The sequence below is a fragment of the Thioalkalivibrio sp. ALE14 genome (assembly GCF_000376845.1).
In the GTDB taxonomy this organism is placed as follows: domain Bacteria; phylum Pseudomonadota; class Gammaproteobacteria; order Ectothiorhodospirales; family Ectothiorhodospiraceae; genus Thioalkalivibrio.
This window is the reverse complement of the sequence record NZ_AQXY01000030.1, coordinates 259,775-277,419: the sequence shown is the minus strand read 5'-3', so window position 1 is coordinate 277,419 and position 17,645 is coordinate 259,775. Positions and strand designations below refer to the sequence as shown.

Sequence of the window (17,645 nt, the reverse complement as noted above, 5' to 3'; positions counted from 1 at the left end):
CCGCCGTCAGGCCCGTTGTTCGTCGGTGGGCGTCGCGTCGGAGTCGGTGTCGGAATCCGCCTCTTCGGGTGCCGCGCCGATGGCATCGGTCGAACCGCCCGGCTCGGGCAGCTTGAAGTCCGCAACCGAGGACTGCAGCTGGGCCGAGAGCTGGGCGAGGTCGCCGATCGCCGCCGCGGTGGACTGGGTGCCCTGCGTGGTCTCGGAGGTGATCTCGCGGATCTGCGACATGATGGACGTCACGTCCTGCGCCATCTCGGACTGCTTGCGCGCCGAAGAGGAGATGCCGTCGATCAGGTCGGCCAGGTCGGCGGAGACCTGTTCGATCTCGGACAGCGCCTCACCCGCGGCCTGGGCCAGTTCGGCCCCCTGAACCACGTTCGCGGTACTCTGCTCCATCGAGCTCACGGCCTCGCTGGTATCGGCCTGGATGGCCTTGACCAGCCCCTCCACCTGACGGGTTGCACTGGAGGAACGCTCCGCGAGGCGCTGGACCTCGTCCGCCACCACCGCGAAGCCGCGACCGGCCTCGCCCGCCGCGGACGCCTGGATCGCCGCATTCAGCGCCAGCACGTTGGTCTGTTCGGCGATGTCGTTGATCAGACCGATGATGTCGCCGATCTCCTGCGAGGACTCACCCAGCCGCTTGATGCGTTTCGCGGTCTCCTGGATCTGCTCGCGGATGCTGTCCATGCCCTCGATGGAGCGGCGCACGGTACCCGCACCGCGGGATGCGATCTCCACCGAGTTACGCGCCACGGAGGCCGACTGCTCGGCGTCCTGGGCCACCTTGTCGACCGAGCGCGATACCTCGTCGATCGCGTCGTCCGCGCGCTGGATCTCGCGGGCCTGCTCTTCCGACTTCTCGGCCAGCCCCAGCACCTGGGAACGCGTGGTGGCGGAGGATTCGCTGATGTCGGCCGCCACCGTATTGATGGTCGCGACCAGGGTACGCAGGTTCTCGATCGCGTAGTTCATCGAGTCCGCGATGGCCCCGGTAAAGTCCTCGGTCACCGTCGCGTTCACGGTGAGGTCCCCGTCCGCCAGGTTCATCATTTCGTCGAGCAGGCGCAGGATCGCCTGCTGGTTGCGTTCGTTCTGGGCCTCGGTCTCGGCCAGCTCACGCTTGGTGTCGCGGTAGAGGAACAGCCCCATTGCGATCAGCAGGAGCAGCGCCACCCCGCCGAACCCAAACCCGATCAGGGCGATCACGCCCGCCCGTTCGGCCTCCCGGACAATCGCGTTCTCGAACTCGCCGGTGGTCTCGAGCATCGCGCCACTGCTGGCCTCGACACTGGATGCGGCGGCATTGACCTCGAACACCTGCGTGGAGGTATCCAGAACCCCTTCCACCGCCTCGCTGAAGGCGACGAACAGGGTCGCGATCTCCTGCAGCAGGGCGCGGGCCTGCGCGTCGTCGACGGGTTCCACGCCCAGCGGCGCGAAGCCCTCGATCAGACCGTCCAGCACACGGCCATACAGGGTTGCGTCGCGCTCGAAGCGCTCGATCGCGGTAGCCGCCTCGGCGCCACCCTGGAGCACGCGGCCCAGGCTGTTGGCGATGCGCTGGATGAGCATGGTCTGGCGCGCGGCCACATAGACCTGCTCGGGCGGTTCGCCGATCTGGGTCATGCGGCGCACGACGTCATCGGACAGCCGCGAGAGCTCCGGGGAAAACGCCGCCACGGCGTCGGAGAACTCGGTGATCAGCTGGATATCCGAACGTCCGAGGATGACGGTGTTGATATCTTCGCGATACGCCGCCCATTCGCGGTCGACCGTGGCGATATCTTCATGCAGCGGCTCGGGCAGCGGCTGCAGCCCTTCGCCCCCTTCGCGGATCCGCTCCAGACGCGCCTCGAAGTCATCGCGCAGGGTCTGCAGGTCGGAGAACGCCTGCGCGGAGCCCCCGGCCGCCTCCAGCGAGCTGGTGGCCAGGCGCTGCGACAGCAGGCGCAGGTCGTTGGCCAGCGCGATCCGGTCGCGGTACTGGCTTTGCTCGTACTCGTGGTAGGTAAAGGCCCCGCCAGTCGCGATCAGGGCCAGTACCAAAAGCCCCCCGAGGACAAAATTACGTGCGCGACGACTCGATCCCATCAGTTCATACCCCCTGTCGCAGCCCCGCGCCCCGCGTCATCCGACGGCGGCTGCGGACTGTTCGCTACTGGATGTACCGGCCAAGCCCGTGCCGGTAAAGCGATTATTGTCATTCAGCAGCAGATCCAGATCGAGCACCGGATGCAGCCGGTGCCCGAGATCGAATCCGCCAGTAATATAGGGCCGGACGGCCTCGGGGACCGAGACTTCCAGCCGACGCTGGGACGGGATGCAGCGACGCATCCCTTCCACCTGGCTGACCAGCAGCCCGGCCATGCCCTGGCCCTGGGGCGCCACCACGATCCGCTGTCCGGTCGCGTCGTCCGGCAACGGCCGGTCCAGCAACAGCTGGCCCATATCGAATACCGGCAGCACCAGCCCGCGCAGGTTGCCCACACCCAGCACGGCGGAATCCGCCAGCGGAACGCGGGTCAGCGTCATCGGGTCGGCAACCTCGGCGATCGCGTCCATGTCGACCAGAAAGCGGAAGTCGCCGACGCGCAGCAGCACGCCGCGCCAGCCGGTCCCGATGTCCCGCCGCAACTCGCGATTGACGCGGCGCCCTTCGCGATCAAGGCTCGCGATCAGCGCAAACGGCGAGGACAGGTCGGTCTTCATGCCGACAGGTACTTCCCGATGGTTTCCAGCAGGTTCTTCTCGACGACCGGCTTGGTGATGTAGTCGCGGGCGCCCTGGCGCATCGCCCAGACCCGGTCGGTCGCCTGATCCTTGGTGCTGACCACGACCACCGGCACGTGCGACGTCTCTTCGGCCTGGGACAGCTGGCGGGTCGCCTGGAAGCCGTTCAGCCCGGGCATCACGACATCCATCAGCACCAGATCCGGGACCTGCGACTTGGCGGCCGCGACCCCGTCCTCGCCGCTCTCGGCGGTAGTCACCGAATGCCCGTGTTTTTCGAGCATGGTGCGCAGCACGTGGATCTCGGTCGGCGAATCGTCAACGATCAGAATGCGGGCCATGGGGTTCGTCTTTCCTTGGTTGATGTAACAGGATGCGTCATGCCGCGGGGCTGGCGTACTGACGCATGGCGCCCAGGAGGTCGTCCCTGGTGAAGGGCTTGGTGAGGTAGTCCTCCGACCCCACAACGCGGCCTTTCGCCTTGTCGAACACGCTGTCCTTGCTCGACAGCATGATGATCGGCGTGGCGCGAAACTGCTTGTTGTTCTTGATCAGGGCACAGGTCTGGTAGCCATCCAGACGCGGCATCATCACGTCGATGAAGATGATATCCGGACGCGACTGTGCCACCTTGGACAGCGCCTCGAAGCCGTCCACGGCGGTGATGACCTCGGCCCCGTGCTTCTGCAGCAAGGACTCGGCGGTGCGCCGAATGGTCTTGCTGTCATCGATCACCATGACCTTGAGCCCCTGAAACTCGGTGGCCGAGTCCGCTTCGGCAAGCGCGTTAGACACCTTCTCCCCCTGAGGTCATTTCGCCCCGAATCTAGCGGAACCGGGGCCGTGTGACAAACAGCACGCCATGATATTGCATCGCGCCTGCCGCAATGCGCCCGACACCGCCCCCGGACACACAGGGCCGCGCCAGCCCCGATCGACATGGCATACTGCCCGGACACCCCGCACGTACGAGGCAACGTGGCCAAGAACATTGCCATCCTGATGGACCCGGTCGCGGGCATCAAACCCTGGAAGGACACCACCTTCGCGATGATGCTGGCGGCCCAGGCGCGCGGACACCGTCTGCACTACCTGGAGCCCGCCGACCTGTGGATCGAGGAGGGCCGCGCCACCGCGCGCAGCCGACCGATCGAGGTCCGCGACCAGCGCGAGAACTTCTTCACCCTCGGCGATCCCGAGACGGGTCCGGCGGCGCGCTTCGATGTCCTGCTGATGCGCAAGGATCCGCCGTTCGACCTGGAGTACGTCTACGCCACCTACGCCCTCGACCTCGCCGAGCGCGACGGCGTGCGCGTATCGAACCGCCCACAGGCGCTGCGCGACGTAAACGAAAAGGCCTTTACCGCGCACTTCCCCGAGTGCTGCCCGCCCACCCTGATCACCCGCGACCGTGGCCGCATCCGCGCCTTCCTCGAGGCGCAGGGCGATATCGTGGTCAAACCCCTGGACGGCATGGGCGGCGCCTCGGTGTTCCGCGTCCGCCAGGGCGACCCGAACACCTCGGTGATTCTCGAGACCATCACCGAATTCGACCAGCGCAGCGTGGTCGCCCAGCGCTTTCTGCCGGAGTACACCGCCGGCGACAAGCGCATCATCCTGATTGGCGGCGAGCCCTATCCGCACGCCCTCGCGCGCATCCCGGCCGCCGGCGAGAGCCGCGCCAACCTGGCCGCCGGCGGGCGAGGCGAGGCCCGGCCACTGACCGACCGCGACCGCTGGATCTGCGCCGAGATCGCCCCGGCACTGAAGGCCCGCGGCCTGGACTTTGTCGGTGTCGACGTGATCGGCGACTACCTGACCGAGATCAACGTCACCAGCCCGACCGGCGTGCGCGAGCTGGACGCCGCGGGCGGCCACGACCTGGCCGGGCAGTACATCGACTATCTCACCCGAGCGACTGAAGGATGACCGGCATGCGCTCCGTGATGACCCGCGCCCTGGCCCTGCTGCTCGCAACCGTCCTGCTGGCTGCCTGCGGCCGCGACGAGCCGGACACCGAGCAGCTGGGCTTCTACGCCTTCGGAACCCTCGTGGACCTGAGCCTCTATCCCGCCGGCCAGTATGACGTGGAGGCAATCGGCACCGCGGTCCAGGAAGAACTGGAGATCCTGCACCGGTCCTGGCATGCGTGGGAGCCCGGGTCGCTCGGCCGCACCAACGAGCTGCTGGCCCTGCAGGGCGAATTCAGCGCACCGCCGTCGGTGCTCCCGCTGATCGAGCGCGGCCGCGAGATGGAGGCCCTGAGTGACGGCCTGTTCAACCCCGCCCTGGGCAAACTGGTCGCCGCCTGGGGCTTCCACCAGGACGAGCCCGACGGCCCGCCGCCCGACGCGGCCACCCTGGCCGAACTGCTGGACGACCCGCCCGGCATGCAGGACATCGAGCGCAACGGCGTGCGCCTGCGCGGCACCCACCCGGACCTGCAGCTCGACTTCGGCGGACTGGCCAAGGGGCTCGCAGTGGAACGGGTGCTGGAGCTGCTGGCGGAACATGGCGTGGAGGCCGCGATCTTCAACGCCGGCGGCGACCTAATGACCCTGGGACGCCCCGAGGGTCGGCCGTGGCGGGTCGGCATCCGTCACCCGCATGGCGGCGTGCTCGGCAGCATCGAACTGGAGGGCGGCGAGGCCCTGTTCACCTCCGGCGACTACGAGCGCGGCTACGACTGGGACGACACACGCATCCACCACGTGATCGACCCGCGCACCGGCCGCCCGAGCCGGGGTATCGACAGCGCCACCGTGCTCCACCGCGACCCGGCCCTGGCCGACGCGGCCGCCACCACGCTGATGATTGCCGGACCGGACGCCTGGCCGGAATACGCCCGCAAAATGGGTATCGAGCACGCCCTGGTGGTGCTGGAAGACCGCATCGAGGCCACACCGGCGCTGGCCGAGCGGGTACAACCCGGCCGCGATCAGGAACCGTTCGTGGTGCGCGAACTGCCGTGAGCGTTGGCCTGCTGCGCTGGGGCGATGCCCTGATCGGCGTTCTGGCTGCGGGGATCGTGGCCACGGCCTTCGCACTGGCCTACACCCCGGCGGGGGAGGCCCGGGTGCTGGTCATCAGCCAGGCCGGGGCCGCGCCCCAGCACGAACCCCTGGACCGCGCCCGGGTCCTCGAGGTCGCCGGCCCGGCCGGCATCACCCGCATCGAGATCGAACCCGGCCGGGCGCGCTGCGCCGACTCCCCCGGGCGTCAGAACATCTGCGAGGCCAGCGGCTGGCTGCAGGCCCACGGCGAGGTGGCGGTCAGCCTGCCCAACCGGCTGACCCTGCAGGTACGGGGCCCGGAACCGGGCTTCGACAGCATGCATTACTGACATGGGGGCCTCGAGCGGCGACCCGCAGGCCGGCGGCGATGCCCGCGACCGCGCCATCGCCGCGCTGGCCGCCATCGCGATCGGCATCCAGATCCTCGAGGCCGCGATCCCCAGCCCGGTCCCGGGCATCAAGCCGGGGCTGGCCAATATCGTCACCCTGATCACCCTGCTCGTGCTCGGCTGGCGCGCGGCCGTGGCAGTCACGCTGATCCGGGTGGTCGGCAGCAGCCTGCTGCTGGGGACGCTGCTGAGCCCCGCCTTCTGGCTTTCGCTGGCCGGCGCCGTCGCAAGCCTGGTACTGCTGGCCGCGCTGCGTCCCTTTGCGCCGCGGCATGTCGGGCCCGTGGGGCTGGCCATCGCCGCCGCGATGGCCCACATCACCGGGCAGTTCCTGCTCGCCTGGGCCATCATCATCCCCCACCCCAACCTGCCGCTGGTGCTGCCGCCGCTGTTGCTCGCGGCCCTGATCACCGGCAGCCTGACCGGTATACTGACCGCCCAGGTCCTGGCCGATCCGCGAATCCAGCGTCATGTCCGCAAGCCCGCCTCCAGCCCGTAGCACCAGCGGACCCCGCCACCCGGCGGGGCGCGGGCTTGCGCACGCCGTTCGCGGGCCGGGGGCGACATGACGGTTCCCGCCACGCCGGGCGCCGCGCCGCCGGAATCGCCCCGGGTCCAGGACCACCTGGGGACCATGATCTTCCTCGCGGTGGTCGCGCACGCGCTGATCATTCTGGGGATCGGCTTCGCGGTCGACCCCATCGAAAGCCCCACCCGCGAACCCCTGGACATCACCTGGGTCACCGATCCCGACGCCCCGCCACCGGAGTTGGACGAAGAGATCGAGCACATCGCCACCCGGGATCAGGCCGCCAGCGGCGAGGGCGAGGAGATCCAGGAGGCCCGGGCCCCGGAGGCGGAGGACGCCGGCATCGGCGAGCCCGAGCCAGAGGGCCTCGACGCGCCGCTGCCAGACGCCGGCCCGCTGGTCATGGACCCGGCGCAGCCGGAGCCCGAACCGGAACCCGACCCGGTCACCGCCGAGACCCCGGACGAGCGTGCCGCGCCGCCCGAGATCGCCGACCCCGAGCCGCTGGAGGCCCCCGAAGCCGAAGACCGACCCTCCGCCGCGACGCTGATGAACCGCGGCCTGGAGAGCGCCCGCGCCGCCCCCGGCGAGGAGCGCCAGCAATTCTCGACCCGGGCCAGCCGCACCCGCTATCTCGACAGCCTCGCCGCACGCACCGCCCCCGAGGCCGCCTACCTGCAGGCCTGGATCAACAAGGTCGAGCGCCTGGGCAACCTGAACTATCCGGACGAGGCGCGGCGCCGCGGCCTGTCCGGGACGCTGGTCCTGTCGGTGCGCATCAATCCGGAGGGCGATCTGCTCGATATTCAGGTCGCCCGCAGCTCCGGGGAACCGGTCCTGGACCAGGCCGCCATCCGCATCGTGGAGCTGGCCGCCCCGTACGCGCCCTTCACCGAGGCGATGCGCGAGGAATACGACGAGCTGGTGATCACCCGCACCTGGGCCTTCCGCCGCGACCAGATGGAACAGATCCGCTGACGGAGCGGGCAAACCCGTCCGGCTTCCTTGCGACCGGCCGGGTCAGCATCGATACTGGGGCCATGAAGCCGACGACCGCCCGCCACGAGCCCGACAGCCTGCGCGATCACTTCCTGATCGCCATGCCGAGCCTGAACGATGGCTATTTCAGCCATGCGGTCACCTATATCTGCGATCACGACGAAGAGGGCGCCCTGGGCCTGATCATCAACCAGCCTACCGAGTTCTCGCTGCGCGAGCTGCTGGAGCACGTGGAACTGGAGCCCGGCGAGGACCTGCCGGAGACGCCGGTCTACCGCGGCGGACCGGTCCAGCCGGAGCACGGCTTCGTGCTGCATTCCGCCGAGCAGACCTGGCGCGGCAGCCAGCCCATTACCGACTCCATCGTACTGACCACGTCGCGCGACATCCTCGAGGCAATCAACGCCGGCCGCGGCCCGCGCCGGGTCCTGATCGCGCTGGGCCACGCCGGCTGGGGCCCCGGCCAGCTGGAGAGCGAGCTGGCCGAGAATGCCTGGCTCACCGCACGCGCCGACGCCGACATCCTCTTTGACCGGCCCAGCGCCGAGCGCTGGCGCGCCGCCGCCGAGCTGATCGGCATCGACGTCAACCTGATCAGTTCGGCCTCCGGCCACGCCTGATCGTGGGGTTGCTGGCGTTCGACTACGGGCGACGCCGGATCGGGGTCGCGGTCGGCGAGGAACTGACTGGTTCGGCCCGCGGCCTGCGCACGCTCGCCAGCGATGCGCCCGACCTGTGGTCCACCATCGACGCGCTGGTGGCAGAATGGGCCCCGGAGGGCTTCGTGGTCGGCTGGCCGACCCAGGCCGACGGCAAGCCCACCCCGCTGGCGCGGCGCATCCGGGGCTTCGCCCGGGGCCTCGAAGAGCGCTACGGGCAACCGGTATACTGGTGCGACGAGCACCTGACATCCCACCTGGCCCGCGAGCGCCGCCGGCCGGGACGCCACGACCCGGGGCTGGACGCCCATGCCGCTGCGGTCATCCTCGAAGGCTGGTTTCTGGAGAACGCATCATGACGCCGGACGTCCCGACCCTGCTCGACGACATGGCCGAACAGGCCCGTCACTACCTCACGACTCACGGGATCGAGCGACCCATCGTGGTCGGCATCCATTCCGGCGGGGTCTGGATCGCGGAGCATCTGCGCGAGCGCCTGGGAGTGGAACGCCCACTGGGCAGGCTCGACATCAGCTTCTACCGTGACGACTTCTCGCGCATCGGCATGCACCCGCAGGTGCGCCCGTCCGAGTTGCCGGAGGATCTCGACGGGGAACACGTCCTGCTGGTGGATGACGTCCTGTTTACCGGGCGCACCATCCGCGCGGCCCTGAACGAACTGTTCGACTACGGTCGCCCGGCCTCGGTGACGCTGGCGGTACTGGTCGAGCGCGATGGGCGCGAACTGCCCGTGGAGGCCGGAATCGTCGGCGCCCACATGGAGCTGGGCAAGACCGAACAGATCAAGCTGCGCGGCCCCGAACCCCTGCGGCTGGAACGGGTAGCCATCGACCCCGAGGACCTGAAGGCCTGAACCGCCGGAAGCACAACGGATGACCGAGACCCTGATCGCCCCCCCGGGCACGCGCCTGCCCGAGCCGGGCCCGCTGCCCAACCGCCTGCAACTGACCGACGACGGCCAGCTGCGCCACATGCTGACCATCGAGGGACTGAACCGGGACCTCCTGACCGAGATCCTGGATACCGCCGAGTCGTTCGCCAACATGAACGAGAAGGCGGTGAAGAAGGTCCCGCTGCTGCGCGGCAAGACCATCGTCAACCTGTTCTTCGAGGCCAGTACCCGCACCCGCACCACCTTCGAGCTGGCCGCCAAGCGCCTGTCCGCGGACGTGCTGAACGTGAACATCAACACCTCCTCGGCGGTGAAGGGCGAGAGCCTGCTGGACACCCTGCGCAACATCGAGGCGATGAACGTCGACATGTTCGTGGTCCGCCACGAGGAGAGCGGCACCGCGCACTTCATCGCCCGCCACGTGGCGCCGGGCATCAGCGTGCTGAACGCCGGCGACGGCCGCCACGCGCACCCGACCCAGGCGCTGCTGGACATGTTCACCATCCGCCGCCACAAGGGCGACTTCACCAAGCTGAAGGTCGCGATCGTCGGCGACATCCTGCACTCGCGCGTGGCGCGCTCGCAGATCCACGCGCTGAACATCCTGCAGACCGGCGAGGTCCGCGTGGTCGCGCCCTGCTCGCTGCTGCCGGCGGATGTCGACCAGCTCGGGGTGCATGTCTACAACGACCTCGACGCCGGGCTGCAGGATGTCGACGTGATCATCATGCTGCGCCTGCAGCGCGAGCGCATGGAGCACGCCCACCTGCCCTCCGAACACGAGTACTACCAGCTGTTCGGCCTGACCTCTCGGCGCCTGCAGCTGGCCCATCCGACCTGCCTGGTCATGCACCCCGGGCCCGCCAACCGCGGGGTGGAGATCGAGTCCGCAGTGGCCGACGGCCCGCACTCGGTGATCCTGGAACAGGTTACCTACGGGATCTCGGTCCGCATGGCGGTGATGTCCATGGTGATGGGGGCCCACCAGGCATGAGCGTGCTGATCGAAAACGCCCGTATCCTCGACCCGGTGGACGGCTACGACGCGGTCGGGGCGCTGTGCGTGCAGGGCAGCGAGATCCTCGCCCGCGGGCAGGCCCCGGACGGCTTCGAGCCGCGCCGGCGCATCGATGCCAGCGGGCTGTGGCTGATCCCCGGCCTGATCGACCTGGCGGCGCGCCTGCGCGAACCGGGCCAGGAGCACAAGGCCACCGTCGCCAGCGAGACCCTGGCGGCCGCCAGCGGCGGGATCACCAGCCTGGTCGTCCCGCCGGACACCGAACCGCCGATCGACTCGCCCGCCGAGATCGAACTCATCAATCGCCGTGCCCGCCAGGCCTGTGGCGTGCGGGTGTACGTGCTCGGTGCACTGACCCATCAGCTGGAGGGCCAGCAGCTCGCCGAAATGGCCGCGCTGATGCACGCAGGCGCGCGCGGGGTCAGCAACGCGAGCCAGCCGCTGGCCAGCCTGCTCGTGCTGCGTCGCGCACTGGAATACGCGACCACCTTCGGCCTGACCATCGTGCTCTCGGCCCAGGACCCGGCCCTGACCGGCTCCGGCTGCATGCACGAGGGCGCGGTCTCCACCCGCCTGGGGCTGGCTGGCATCCCCGAAGCCGCGGAAACCGCCGCGCTGGGCGCCATTCTCGCGCTGGTCGAGCAGACCGGGGCGCGGGTCCATGTGGCCCGGCTGTCGACCCGGCGTGGTGCGGAGATGATCGCCAAGGCGCGCGCCGAGGGCCTGCCGGTGAGCGCGGATGTCGCCGCCCACCAGCTGTTCCTGACCGAGGTGGACGTCGCAGAGTACGACCCGAACTGCCACGTGGTCCCGCCGCTGCGCGGCCAGCGCGACCGTGACGGGCTGCGCGCGGCGGTCGCCCGCGGCGAGATCAGCGCGATCTGCTCCGACCACCAGCCACACGAACCCGACAGCAAGCTGGGCCCGTTCGCCGGCACCGAGCCCGGTATCTCGGCGCTGGAGACCCTGCTGCCACTAACACTGCGCCTGGTCGAGGACGGGCTCCTGAGCCTGCACGAGGCACTGGCCCGGGTGACCACCGGTCCCGCGGAGATCCTCGGCTTTGCCCAGGGTCGCCTGACGCCGGGCGCCCGCGCCGACTTCGTTCTGTGGGACCCGGCCACGATGCAGGAGGTCCGCCGCGAGGACTGGCTGAGCGCCGGGCATAACACCCCCTTCTTCAACTGGACCTTCTCCGGACAGGTCCGCGAGACCTGGGTGGCCGGACGTCCGGTCTGGACCCGGCCCAGCGAGGACACCGCATGAGCGCGCCCGAGACCACTTCCCGCCCCCACCGCGGAACGATCTTCCAGGAAGAGGGACGCATCCTCGACCACCATGACGCCGGGGCGGACCAGTGGATCCTGCGCGTCGCCGCGCCCCAGTGCGCCCGCGCGGCCGAGCCCGGCCAGTTCGCCCATCTGCAGTGCGCCCCGCGCCTGCTGATGCGCCGCCCGCTGTCGATCCAGCGCGTCGACCGCGAGGCCGGCTGGGTGGAATTCCTCTACAAGGTGGTTGGGGACGGCACCCGCGCCCTGGCACAACAGGTCAAGGGCGACACACTCAGCGTGCTGGGCCCGATCGGCCAGCCCTTCCGCCTGCACCCGGAACGGCCGAAGCGGCTGCTGCTGGGCGGCGGGGTCGGTATCCCGCCGATGATCTTCCTGGCGCACCGGCTGCACCTGCAGGGCGAGGCGGGGCAGACCCACGCAGTGCTGGGCTCCGAGGTCCCGTTCCCGTTCCACGCGCGGCCGTCCGAGATCCTGTGGCCGGGACTTCCGCACGGCGCGATCGCGACCCTGCCGCTGCTGGAGGACTGGGGTGTGGCCTGCCGCCTGACCTCGAAGGCCGGCCTGCCGGGTGCCTTTGACGGCTTCGTGACCGATCTGGGCCGCGCGTGGCTGGCCGGACTCGCGCCGGAGGATCGTGCCCAGGTGGAGATCTTCGCCTGCGGCCCGCACCCGATGCTCGAGGCCTGCGCCGAACTGGCCGCGGAATTCGACCTGCCGTGTCAGGTGTCGCTGGAGGAGTTCATGGCCTGCGCGGTGGGCGGCTGCGCCGGCTGCACAGTGCCAGTACGGACCCCGGAGGGGGTCGCGATGAAACGGGTCTGCGTGGACGGCCCGGTATTTGCGGCCGAGGATGTCTTCCCCGAGCCGGCGCGCGCCTGAGGGGGAGACCCGGGCCGGAAGACCCTGGCCCGGCTTTGGCAGGGGCTTCGCCTGCGAGCCGGCTCCTACCGGTCCGGCATCTTCAGCTCTTCCTCGGTCTCGTCGGCCGAGGAGACGCCGCCCCCGAAGTTCAGGCGCCATTCGAGGTCGGCACGCGAGTCGGCCTTGTTCAGGGCCTCGTCCAGCATCACGTCCCCGGTCTTGAACAGCTTCACGATGGCCTGATCAAAGGTCTGCATGCCCACGGAGCCACCCTTGGCCATGACTTCCTTGATCTCGCTGATCTTCTCATCCCGGATCAGCTCCGCGATGTAGGACGTGTTGATCAGGATCTCCAGCGCGGCCACGCGGCGGCCATCCTTGGTCTGGAGCAGGCGCTGGGCCACGATCGCGCGCAGGTTCAGCGACAGGTCCGACAGGATCTGCGGGCGGTTGTCTTCCGGGAACAGGTTGATGACCCGGTCGAGGGCCTGGGTGGCATTGGTCGCATGCAGGGTGGTCAGCACCAGGTGGCCGGTATCGGCATAGGTCAGGGCCGCGCGCATGGTCTCGCGCGAGCGGACCTCGCCCACCATGATCACATCCGGGGCCTCGCGCATCCCCTCCTGCAGGGCATGGTCGTAGCTCGGGGTATCGATCCCCACCTCGCGCTGGCCCACGATGGAGCGCTTGTGGCTGAACAGGAATTCGATCGGATCCTCGACCGTGAGGATATGCCCGCTCTTGTTCGTACTGCGGTAGTCGATCATCGACGCCAGGGTGGTCGATTTCCCGGTACCCGTCGCCCCGACAATCAGCACCAGCCCGTCGTTGTGCGAGACGAACTCCTTGAGCACCGGCGGCAGGCCCAGCTGCTCGATGGTCGGGATCGCCACGCGGATGAAGCGAATGACCATCGCCACCTCGCCGCGCTGGCGATAGACGTTCACGCGGAAGCGTCCCAGGCCCTCGCGCGACAGGCCAAAGTTGACCGCGGTCTCGCGCTCGAAGATCTCCGCCTGGTGCTCGTTCATCATCTCGCGGGCGATGCTCTCGGCCTGCCCCGGGGCCAGTGCCTTGCGCGAGATGGGCTGGAGCTGGCCGTCGACCTTGATGCTGGCCGGCGCGCCGGTCAGAAAGAACAAGTCCGAGGCGGACTTCTGCGCCATCAATTTCAGGTAGGGCTCGATCTGCAGCTGGCTCATGGTCTGTTTCCCTGATCTGACGCGCTAGCGCAGGTTGAAGTCTTCGGCGCGCTCGTCCACCGACAGCCCCTCGCCCTCATCCTTCACCGCAGGCGCCCCGTCGTCCTGGGCGCGCTGGCTGTCGAGCTTGATGCGCAGGCGCAGGTCGTTGACCGAATCGGCGTTGCGCAGGGCCTCGTCGTAGCTAATCTGGCGATTCTCGTAGAGATCGAACAGGGCCTGGTCGAAGGTCTGCATACCCTGTTCGCGCGAGCGCGACATCAGCTCTTTCATGTTGTGGACCTCCCCCTTCAGGATCAGGTCGGCCATCAACGGGGTATTGATCAGGATCTCCACCGCGGGCACTCGCCCTTCACCGCTCTCCTTGCGCACCAGGCGCTGCGAGATCACTGACTTCAGGTTCAACGACAGGTCCATCAGCAACTGCTCGCGCCGGTCTTCGGGGAAGAAGTTGATGATGCGGTCCAGTGCCTGGTTGGTACTGTTCGCGTGCAGGGTCGACAGGCACAGGTGCCCGGTCTCGGCGAACGCGATGGCATAGTCCATCGTCTCGCGGTCGCGGATCTCGCCGATCAGGATCACGTCCGGCGCCTGGCGCAGGGTGTTCTTCAGCGCGATCTCGTAGTTCTCGGTATCCACCCCCACCTCGCGCTGGGTGATGATGCTCTTGTCGTGCTCGTGCACGAACTCGATCGGATCCTCGATGGTGACGATATGGTCGGCCGTGGTGCGGTTGCGATAGCCGATCATCGCCGCCAGCGAGGTCGACTTGCCCGACCCGGTGCCCCCAACGAAGATCACCAGCCCGCGACGCTCCTGGGTGATCTTCTCCAGCTGCGGTGGCATCTGGATGTCCTCGAACTTCGGGATCACCGAATTGATGGTACGCAGCACCATGCCGGGACTGCCGCGCTGGGTGAAGACGTTCACGCGAAAGCGCGAGACCCCCGACAGCCCGATCGCGAAATTGCACTCCTGGTGGCGCTCGAACTCGGCCGACTGCTTGTCGTTCATCAGCGAGCGCACCAGCGCCTGGGTATGCGAGGGCGACAGCTTCTGCTCCGTCATCGGCACCACCCGCCCGTCGATCTTCGCGGCCGGCGGCATGCCCACGGTAATGAACAGGTCGGAACCGTCGCGGTCCACCAGGGCCCGCAGCAGGTCGTGCATATACTTGATCGCCTTGTCACGATCCATGGCGTTCTCCCCTGATACCCGTTGCGACGATCAAGCCCAGCGGGCCGTGCTGATCAAATGGAATCCGGATTGGCGGCCTTGCGCCGCGCGTCCTCGCGGCTGATCACGCCCTGCGCGAGCATGTCCTTCAGGCACTGGTCGAGCGTCTGCATGCCGGTGCCGGCGCTGGTCTGGATGGTCGAGTACATCTGCGCGATCTTGTTCTCGCGGATCAGGTTCCGGATCGCCGGCGTGCCGAGCATGATCTCGTGCGCCGCGACGCGTCCGCCACCGATCTTCTTCATCAGGGTCTGGGCGATGACCGCGCGCAGCGACTCGGACAGCATCGCACGCACCATGTCCTTCTCCGCCGCCGGGAACACGTCCACGATACGGTCGATGGTCTTGGCCGCGGAACTGGTGTGCAGGGTCCCGAACACCAGGTGGCCAGTCTCGGCCGCGGTCAGCGCCAGGCGAATGGTCTCGAGATCACGCAGCTCGCCGACCAGGATGGTGTCGGGATCCTCGCGCAGTGCCGAACGCAGGGCCTCGGAAAAGCCGTGGGTGTCGCGATGCACCTCGCGCTGGTTGACCAGCGACTTCTTGGATTCGTGCACGAACTCGATCGGGTCCTCGATGGTGAGGATATGCCCGTAGTCGTTCTCGTTGCGGTGGTTGACCATGCCGGCCAGCGTGGTCGACTTCCCCGAACCGGTCGGGCCGGTCACCAGCACGATGCCGCGCGGATAGTTCGAGATCTCCTCGAAGATGCGCGGAGCGCCCAGTTCCTCGAGGGTCAGGACCTTGGAGGGGATGGTCCGGAAGACCGCGGCCGCGCCGCGATCCTGGTTGAAGGCATTGACACGGAAACGGGCCAGCCCCGAGACCTCGAACGAGAAGTCCGTCTCCAGGAACTCCTCGTAGTCCTTGCGCTGGCGGTCGTTCATGATGTCGTAGATCAGGCCCTGGACCTCTTTGTGGTCCATGACCGGCACGTTCACCCGGCGCATGTCGCCGTCGATGCGCACCATCGGCGGCATGCCGGCGGAGATGTGCAGGTCCGAGGCCCCGTTCTTGACCGAAAAGGCCAGCAACTGCGTGATATCCATGCATCCCCCTGTTGTCGGGTGTGACGCCGAGCCGCATCAGCACCCGCGTGGCGGCCTTGGCCACCACGCCCCGTCGCTTGATGAAGGGCCGCGCGAAAATCCGCGGTGACCTTGTGTTCTTCGGGACTATATCATAGGGAAATGACCGCACCAGACCATGCCCTCAGCACCGTTCGAGCCCGCATCGAAGCGGCCTGCCGCGAGGCGGAACGCGACCCGGATTCGGTCCGGCTGCTGGCCGTCAGCAAGACCCGCGACGCAGACGAAATCCGCGCCCTGCATGCCTGCGGCCAGACCGCGTTTGGCGAGAACTACGTCCCCGAGCTGGTGGACAAGTACGACACACTCGAGGCGCCGCCCGCGCCGCTCGGGCTCGAGTGGCACTTCATCGGTGCACTGCAGGGCAACAAGACCCGTGCGGTGGCCGAACGGGCCGCCTGGGTGCATACCATCGATCGCGAACGCATCGCGCGGCGCCTGGCGGACCAGCGCCCGGCAGGCATGCCGCCGCTACAGGTCTGCCTGCAGGTCAACATCAGCGAGGAACCGCAGAAGGCTGGCGTGGCGCCCGCCGAGGCCGCCGCCCTCGCCGATGCCCTGCGCGAACTGCCGGGCCTCGAACTGCGCGGGCTGATGGCCATCCCGGCCGCCGAGGACGACCCGCGGCGCCAGCGCGAACCGTTTGCGCGCCTGCGCGCCCTGCGCGATATCCTGAACACCCGGGGCCATACACTCGACACGCTGTCCATGGGCATGTCCGGCGATCTCGAGGCCGCGATCCTCGAGGGCGCCACCCTGGTGCGCGTCGGCACCGCCCTGTTCGGCCCGCGTCCACCGAAATAAGGAGTCTGCATGACGGAACACCGCTTCGAGGTCGGCTTTATCGGGGCCGGCAACATGGGCGAGGCCCTGATCCAGGGACTGGTCCAGTCCGGCCACACCGCCGAACGTATCGCCATCGCCGACAAGAGCACCGAACGCGTGCGCGACCTGCAGGCCCGCTACCCGGGTCTGGCCAGCGCCGACGCCACGGAACTGGCGGCCGAGACCGCGACCCTGGTCCTCGCGATCAAGCCGCAGACCCTGCCGGATCTGGCCCCGACCCTGCGCGAGGCGGTATCCCGCAGCCAGCCCCTGGTGATCTCCGTGGCCGCCGGCATCACCACGGCCCAGCTCGCGGGTTGGCTGGGCGATGCCACGCGCCTGGTGCGCGCGATGCCGAACACCCCGGCCCTAGTGGGCGCCGGGGTTACCGGGCTGTATGCCGCGCCCACCGCGGGCCCCGAGGACCGCGCCACCGCGACCCGGCTGCTGGAAGCGGTCGGGCGCGCGATCTGGGTGGAAGACGAGGAGCAGATGCATGCCGTCACCGCCACCTCCGGCAGCGGCCCGGCCTACGTGTTCCTGATGATCGAGGCGATGCAGGAGGCGGCGCAGTCGCTGGGCCTGCCGGCGGATACCGCGCTGGAGCTGACCTTGGGCACCCTGGCCGGCGCCACCCGCCTGGCCACGGAGAGCGACGAGAGCGCCGCCGAACTGCGCCACCGCGTCACCTCCCCGGGCGGCACCACCGAACGCGCTGTGCAGGTACTGGAGGACGGCGACCTGCGCGAGCTGATGCGCCGCGCGATGGCCGCAGCCGCCGAACGCTCGCGCGAACTCGGCCGCTAGGCCTGTTTGCCGCGCAGAAGATCAAGGGCGATTTACAGGAAGATGGGAAGACAAGAAGGATTTTGATGGGGCGGCGCT

Annotated in this window: 20 protein-coding genes; 13 read left to right on the top strand and 7 right to left on the bottom strand. The window is 68.7% G+C overall.

What is annotated here, in order from left to right; translation table 11 throughout:
- Positions 1–6: 6 nt before the first annotated feature.
- From F572_RS0112480 to pilG, 4 genes are read right to left on the bottom strand one after another with little or no spacing between them, the layout of a single operon-like run.
- A complete protein-coding gene (locus F572_RS0112480; RefSeq protein ID WP_026143141.1) occupies positions 7–2,097 on the bottom strand; it encodes a methyl-accepting chemotaxis protein in 2,091 nt (696 codons plus the stop codon).
- Positions 2,098–2,133: 36 nt separating this feature from the next.
- Positions 2,134–2,715: a chemotaxis protein CheW gene (locus F572_RS0112475; protein ID WP_017942874.1), complete on the bottom strand. Its 582-nt coding sequence runs from the start codon at positions 2,713–2,715 to the stop codon at positions 2,134–2,136.
- Positions 2,712–3,077 (bottom strand): PleD family two-component system response regulator, encoded by a 366-nt coding sequence (locus tag F572_RS0112470; RefSeq protein WP_017942875.1) that lies wholly within the window; start codon positions 3,075–3,077, stop codon positions 2,712–2,714. Before F572_RS0112470 ends, F572_RS0112475 begins: the two co-directional genes overlap by 4 nt.
- A 37-nt stretch (positions 3,078–3,114) precedes the next feature.
- Positions 3,115–3,531 (bottom strand): twitching motility response regulator PilG, encoded by a 417-nt coding sequence (pilG, locus tag F572_RS0112465; protein WP_017942876.1) that lies wholly within the window; start codon positions 3,529–3,531, stop codon positions 3,115–3,117.
- A 144-nt stretch (positions 3,532–3,675) separates the two neighbouring features.
- Between pilG and gshB the strand changes: the two genes are divergently transcribed.
- From gshB to F572_RS0112410, 11 genes are all read left to right on the top strand, one after another.
- A complete protein-coding gene (gene gshB, locus F572_RS0112460; RefSeq protein WP_017942877.1) occupies positions 3,676–4,665 on the top strand; it encodes a glutathione synthase in 990 nt (329 codons plus the stop codon).
- Positions 4,666–4,670: 5 nt separating this feature from the next.
- Entirely contained in the window at positions 4,671–5,708 is a 1,038-nt protein-coding gene (locus F572_RS0112455; protein ID WP_017942878.1) for an FAD:protein FMN transferase, read from the top strand.
- On the top strand, positions 5,705–6,079 hold the full coding sequence (locus F572_RS0112450) for a NusG domain II-containing protein (protein WP_017942879.1): 375 nt from the start codon (positions 5,705–5,707) through the stop codon (positions 6,077–6,079). The genes F572_RS0112455 and F572_RS0112450 overlap by 4 nt, the downstream gene beginning before the upstream one ends.
- Position 6,080: 1 nt before the next feature.
- Positions 6,081–6,638, top strand: coding sequence for a Gx transporter family protein (locus F572_RS0112445; protein WP_017942880.1), 558 nt, complete (start codon positions 6,081–6,083; stop codon positions 6,636–6,638).
- A gap of 66 nt (positions 6,639–6,704) precedes the next feature.
- The gene (locus tag F572_RS0112440) at positions 6,705–7,646 is read left to right on the top strand and encodes an energy transducer TonB (protein WP_017942881.1); all 942 of its coding nucleotides are present in this window, start codon (positions 6,705–6,707) and stop codon (positions 7,644–7,646) included.
- A 62-nt stretch (positions 7,647–7,708) separates the two neighbouring features.
- Positions 7,709–8,287 (top strand): YqgE/AlgH family protein, encoded by a 579-nt coding sequence (locus tag F572_RS0112435; RefSeq protein ID WP_017942882.1) that lies wholly within the window; start codon positions 7,709–7,711, stop codon positions 8,285–8,287.
- Positions 8,288–8,289: 2 nt separating this feature from the next.
- Positions 8,290–8,685 (top strand): Holliday junction resolvase RuvX, encoded by a 396-nt coding sequence (gene ruvX / locus F572_RS0112430; protein ID WP_026143143.1) that lies wholly within the window; start codon positions 8,290–8,292, stop codon positions 8,683–8,685.
- Positions 8,682–9,200, top strand: a complete 519-nt coding sequence (gene pyrR / locus F572_RS0112425) for a bifunctional pyr operon transcriptional regulator/uracil phosphoribosyltransferase PyrR (RefSeq protein WP_017942884.1) — start codon at positions 8,682–8,684, stop codon at positions 9,198–9,200. The genes ruvX and pyrR overlap by 4 nt, the downstream gene beginning before the upstream one ends.
- Before the next feature lie 19 nt (positions 9,201–9,219).
- A complete protein-coding gene (locus tag F572_RS0112420) occupies positions 9,220–10,233 on the top strand; it encodes an aspartate carbamoyltransferase catalytic subunit (RefSeq protein WP_017942885.1) in 1,014 nt (337 codons plus the stop codon).
- Positions 10,230–11,522, top strand: a complete 1,293-nt coding sequence (locus F572_RS0112415; protein ID WP_017942886.1) for a dihydroorotase — start codon at positions 10,230–10,232, stop codon at positions 11,520–11,522. Before F572_RS0112420 ends, F572_RS0112415 begins: the two co-directional genes overlap by 4 nt.
- Positions 11,519–12,427 carry a dihydroorotate dehydrogenase electron transfer subunit gene (locus tag F572_RS0112410; RefSeq protein WP_017942887.1) on the top strand — a complete coding sequence of 303 codons (909 nt, stop codon included), beginning with the start codon at positions 11,519–11,521 and terminating at the stop codon, positions 12,425–12,427. Before F572_RS0112415 ends, F572_RS0112410 begins: the two co-directional genes overlap by 4 nt.
- Positions 12,428–12,492: 65 nt before the next feature.
- Here F572_RS0112410 and F572_RS0112405 read toward each other — a convergent pair whose 3' ends face one another.
- Genes F572_RS0112405 through F572_RS0112395 form a run of 3 tightly spaced genes read right to left on the bottom strand, consistent with a single transcriptional unit; the run spans position 12,493 to position 15,896 of the window.
- Entirely contained in the window at positions 12,493–13,611 is a 1,119-nt protein-coding gene (locus F572_RS0112405) for a PilT/PilU family type 4a pilus ATPase (protein ID WP_017942888.1), read from the bottom strand.
- A gap of 24 nt (positions 13,612–13,635) precedes the next feature.
- On the bottom strand, positions 13,636–14,808 hold the full coding sequence (locus tag F572_RS0112400) for a PilT/PilU family type 4a pilus ATPase (protein ID WP_017942889.1): 1,173 nt from the start codon (positions 14,806–14,808) through the stop codon (positions 13,636–13,638).
- 53 nt (positions 14,809–14,861) lie between these two features.
- Positions 14,862–15,896, bottom strand: coding sequence for a type IV pilus twitching motility protein PilT (locus F572_RS0112395; protein ID WP_017942890.1), 1,035 nt, complete (start codon positions 15,894–15,896; stop codon positions 14,862–14,864).
- A gap of 141 nt (positions 15,897–16,037) precedes the next feature.
- On the opposite strand from F572_RS0112395, the gene F572_RS0112390 reads away from it, so the two are divergent.
- Together F572_RS0112390 and proC are read left to right on the top strand one after the other, a co-directional pair.
- Positions 16,038–16,739, top strand: coding sequence for a YggS family pyridoxal phosphate-dependent enzyme (locus F572_RS0112390; RefSeq protein WP_017942891.1), 702 nt, complete (start codon positions 16,038–16,040; stop codon positions 16,737–16,739).
- A gap of 9 nt (positions 16,740–16,748) precedes the next feature.
- Positions 16,749–17,567 (top strand): pyrroline-5-carboxylate reductase, encoded by an 819-nt coding sequence (proC, locus tag F572_RS0112385; protein WP_017942892.1) that lies wholly within the window; start codon positions 16,749–16,751, stop codon positions 17,565–17,567.
- Positions 17,568–17,645 lie beyond the last annotated feature (78 nt).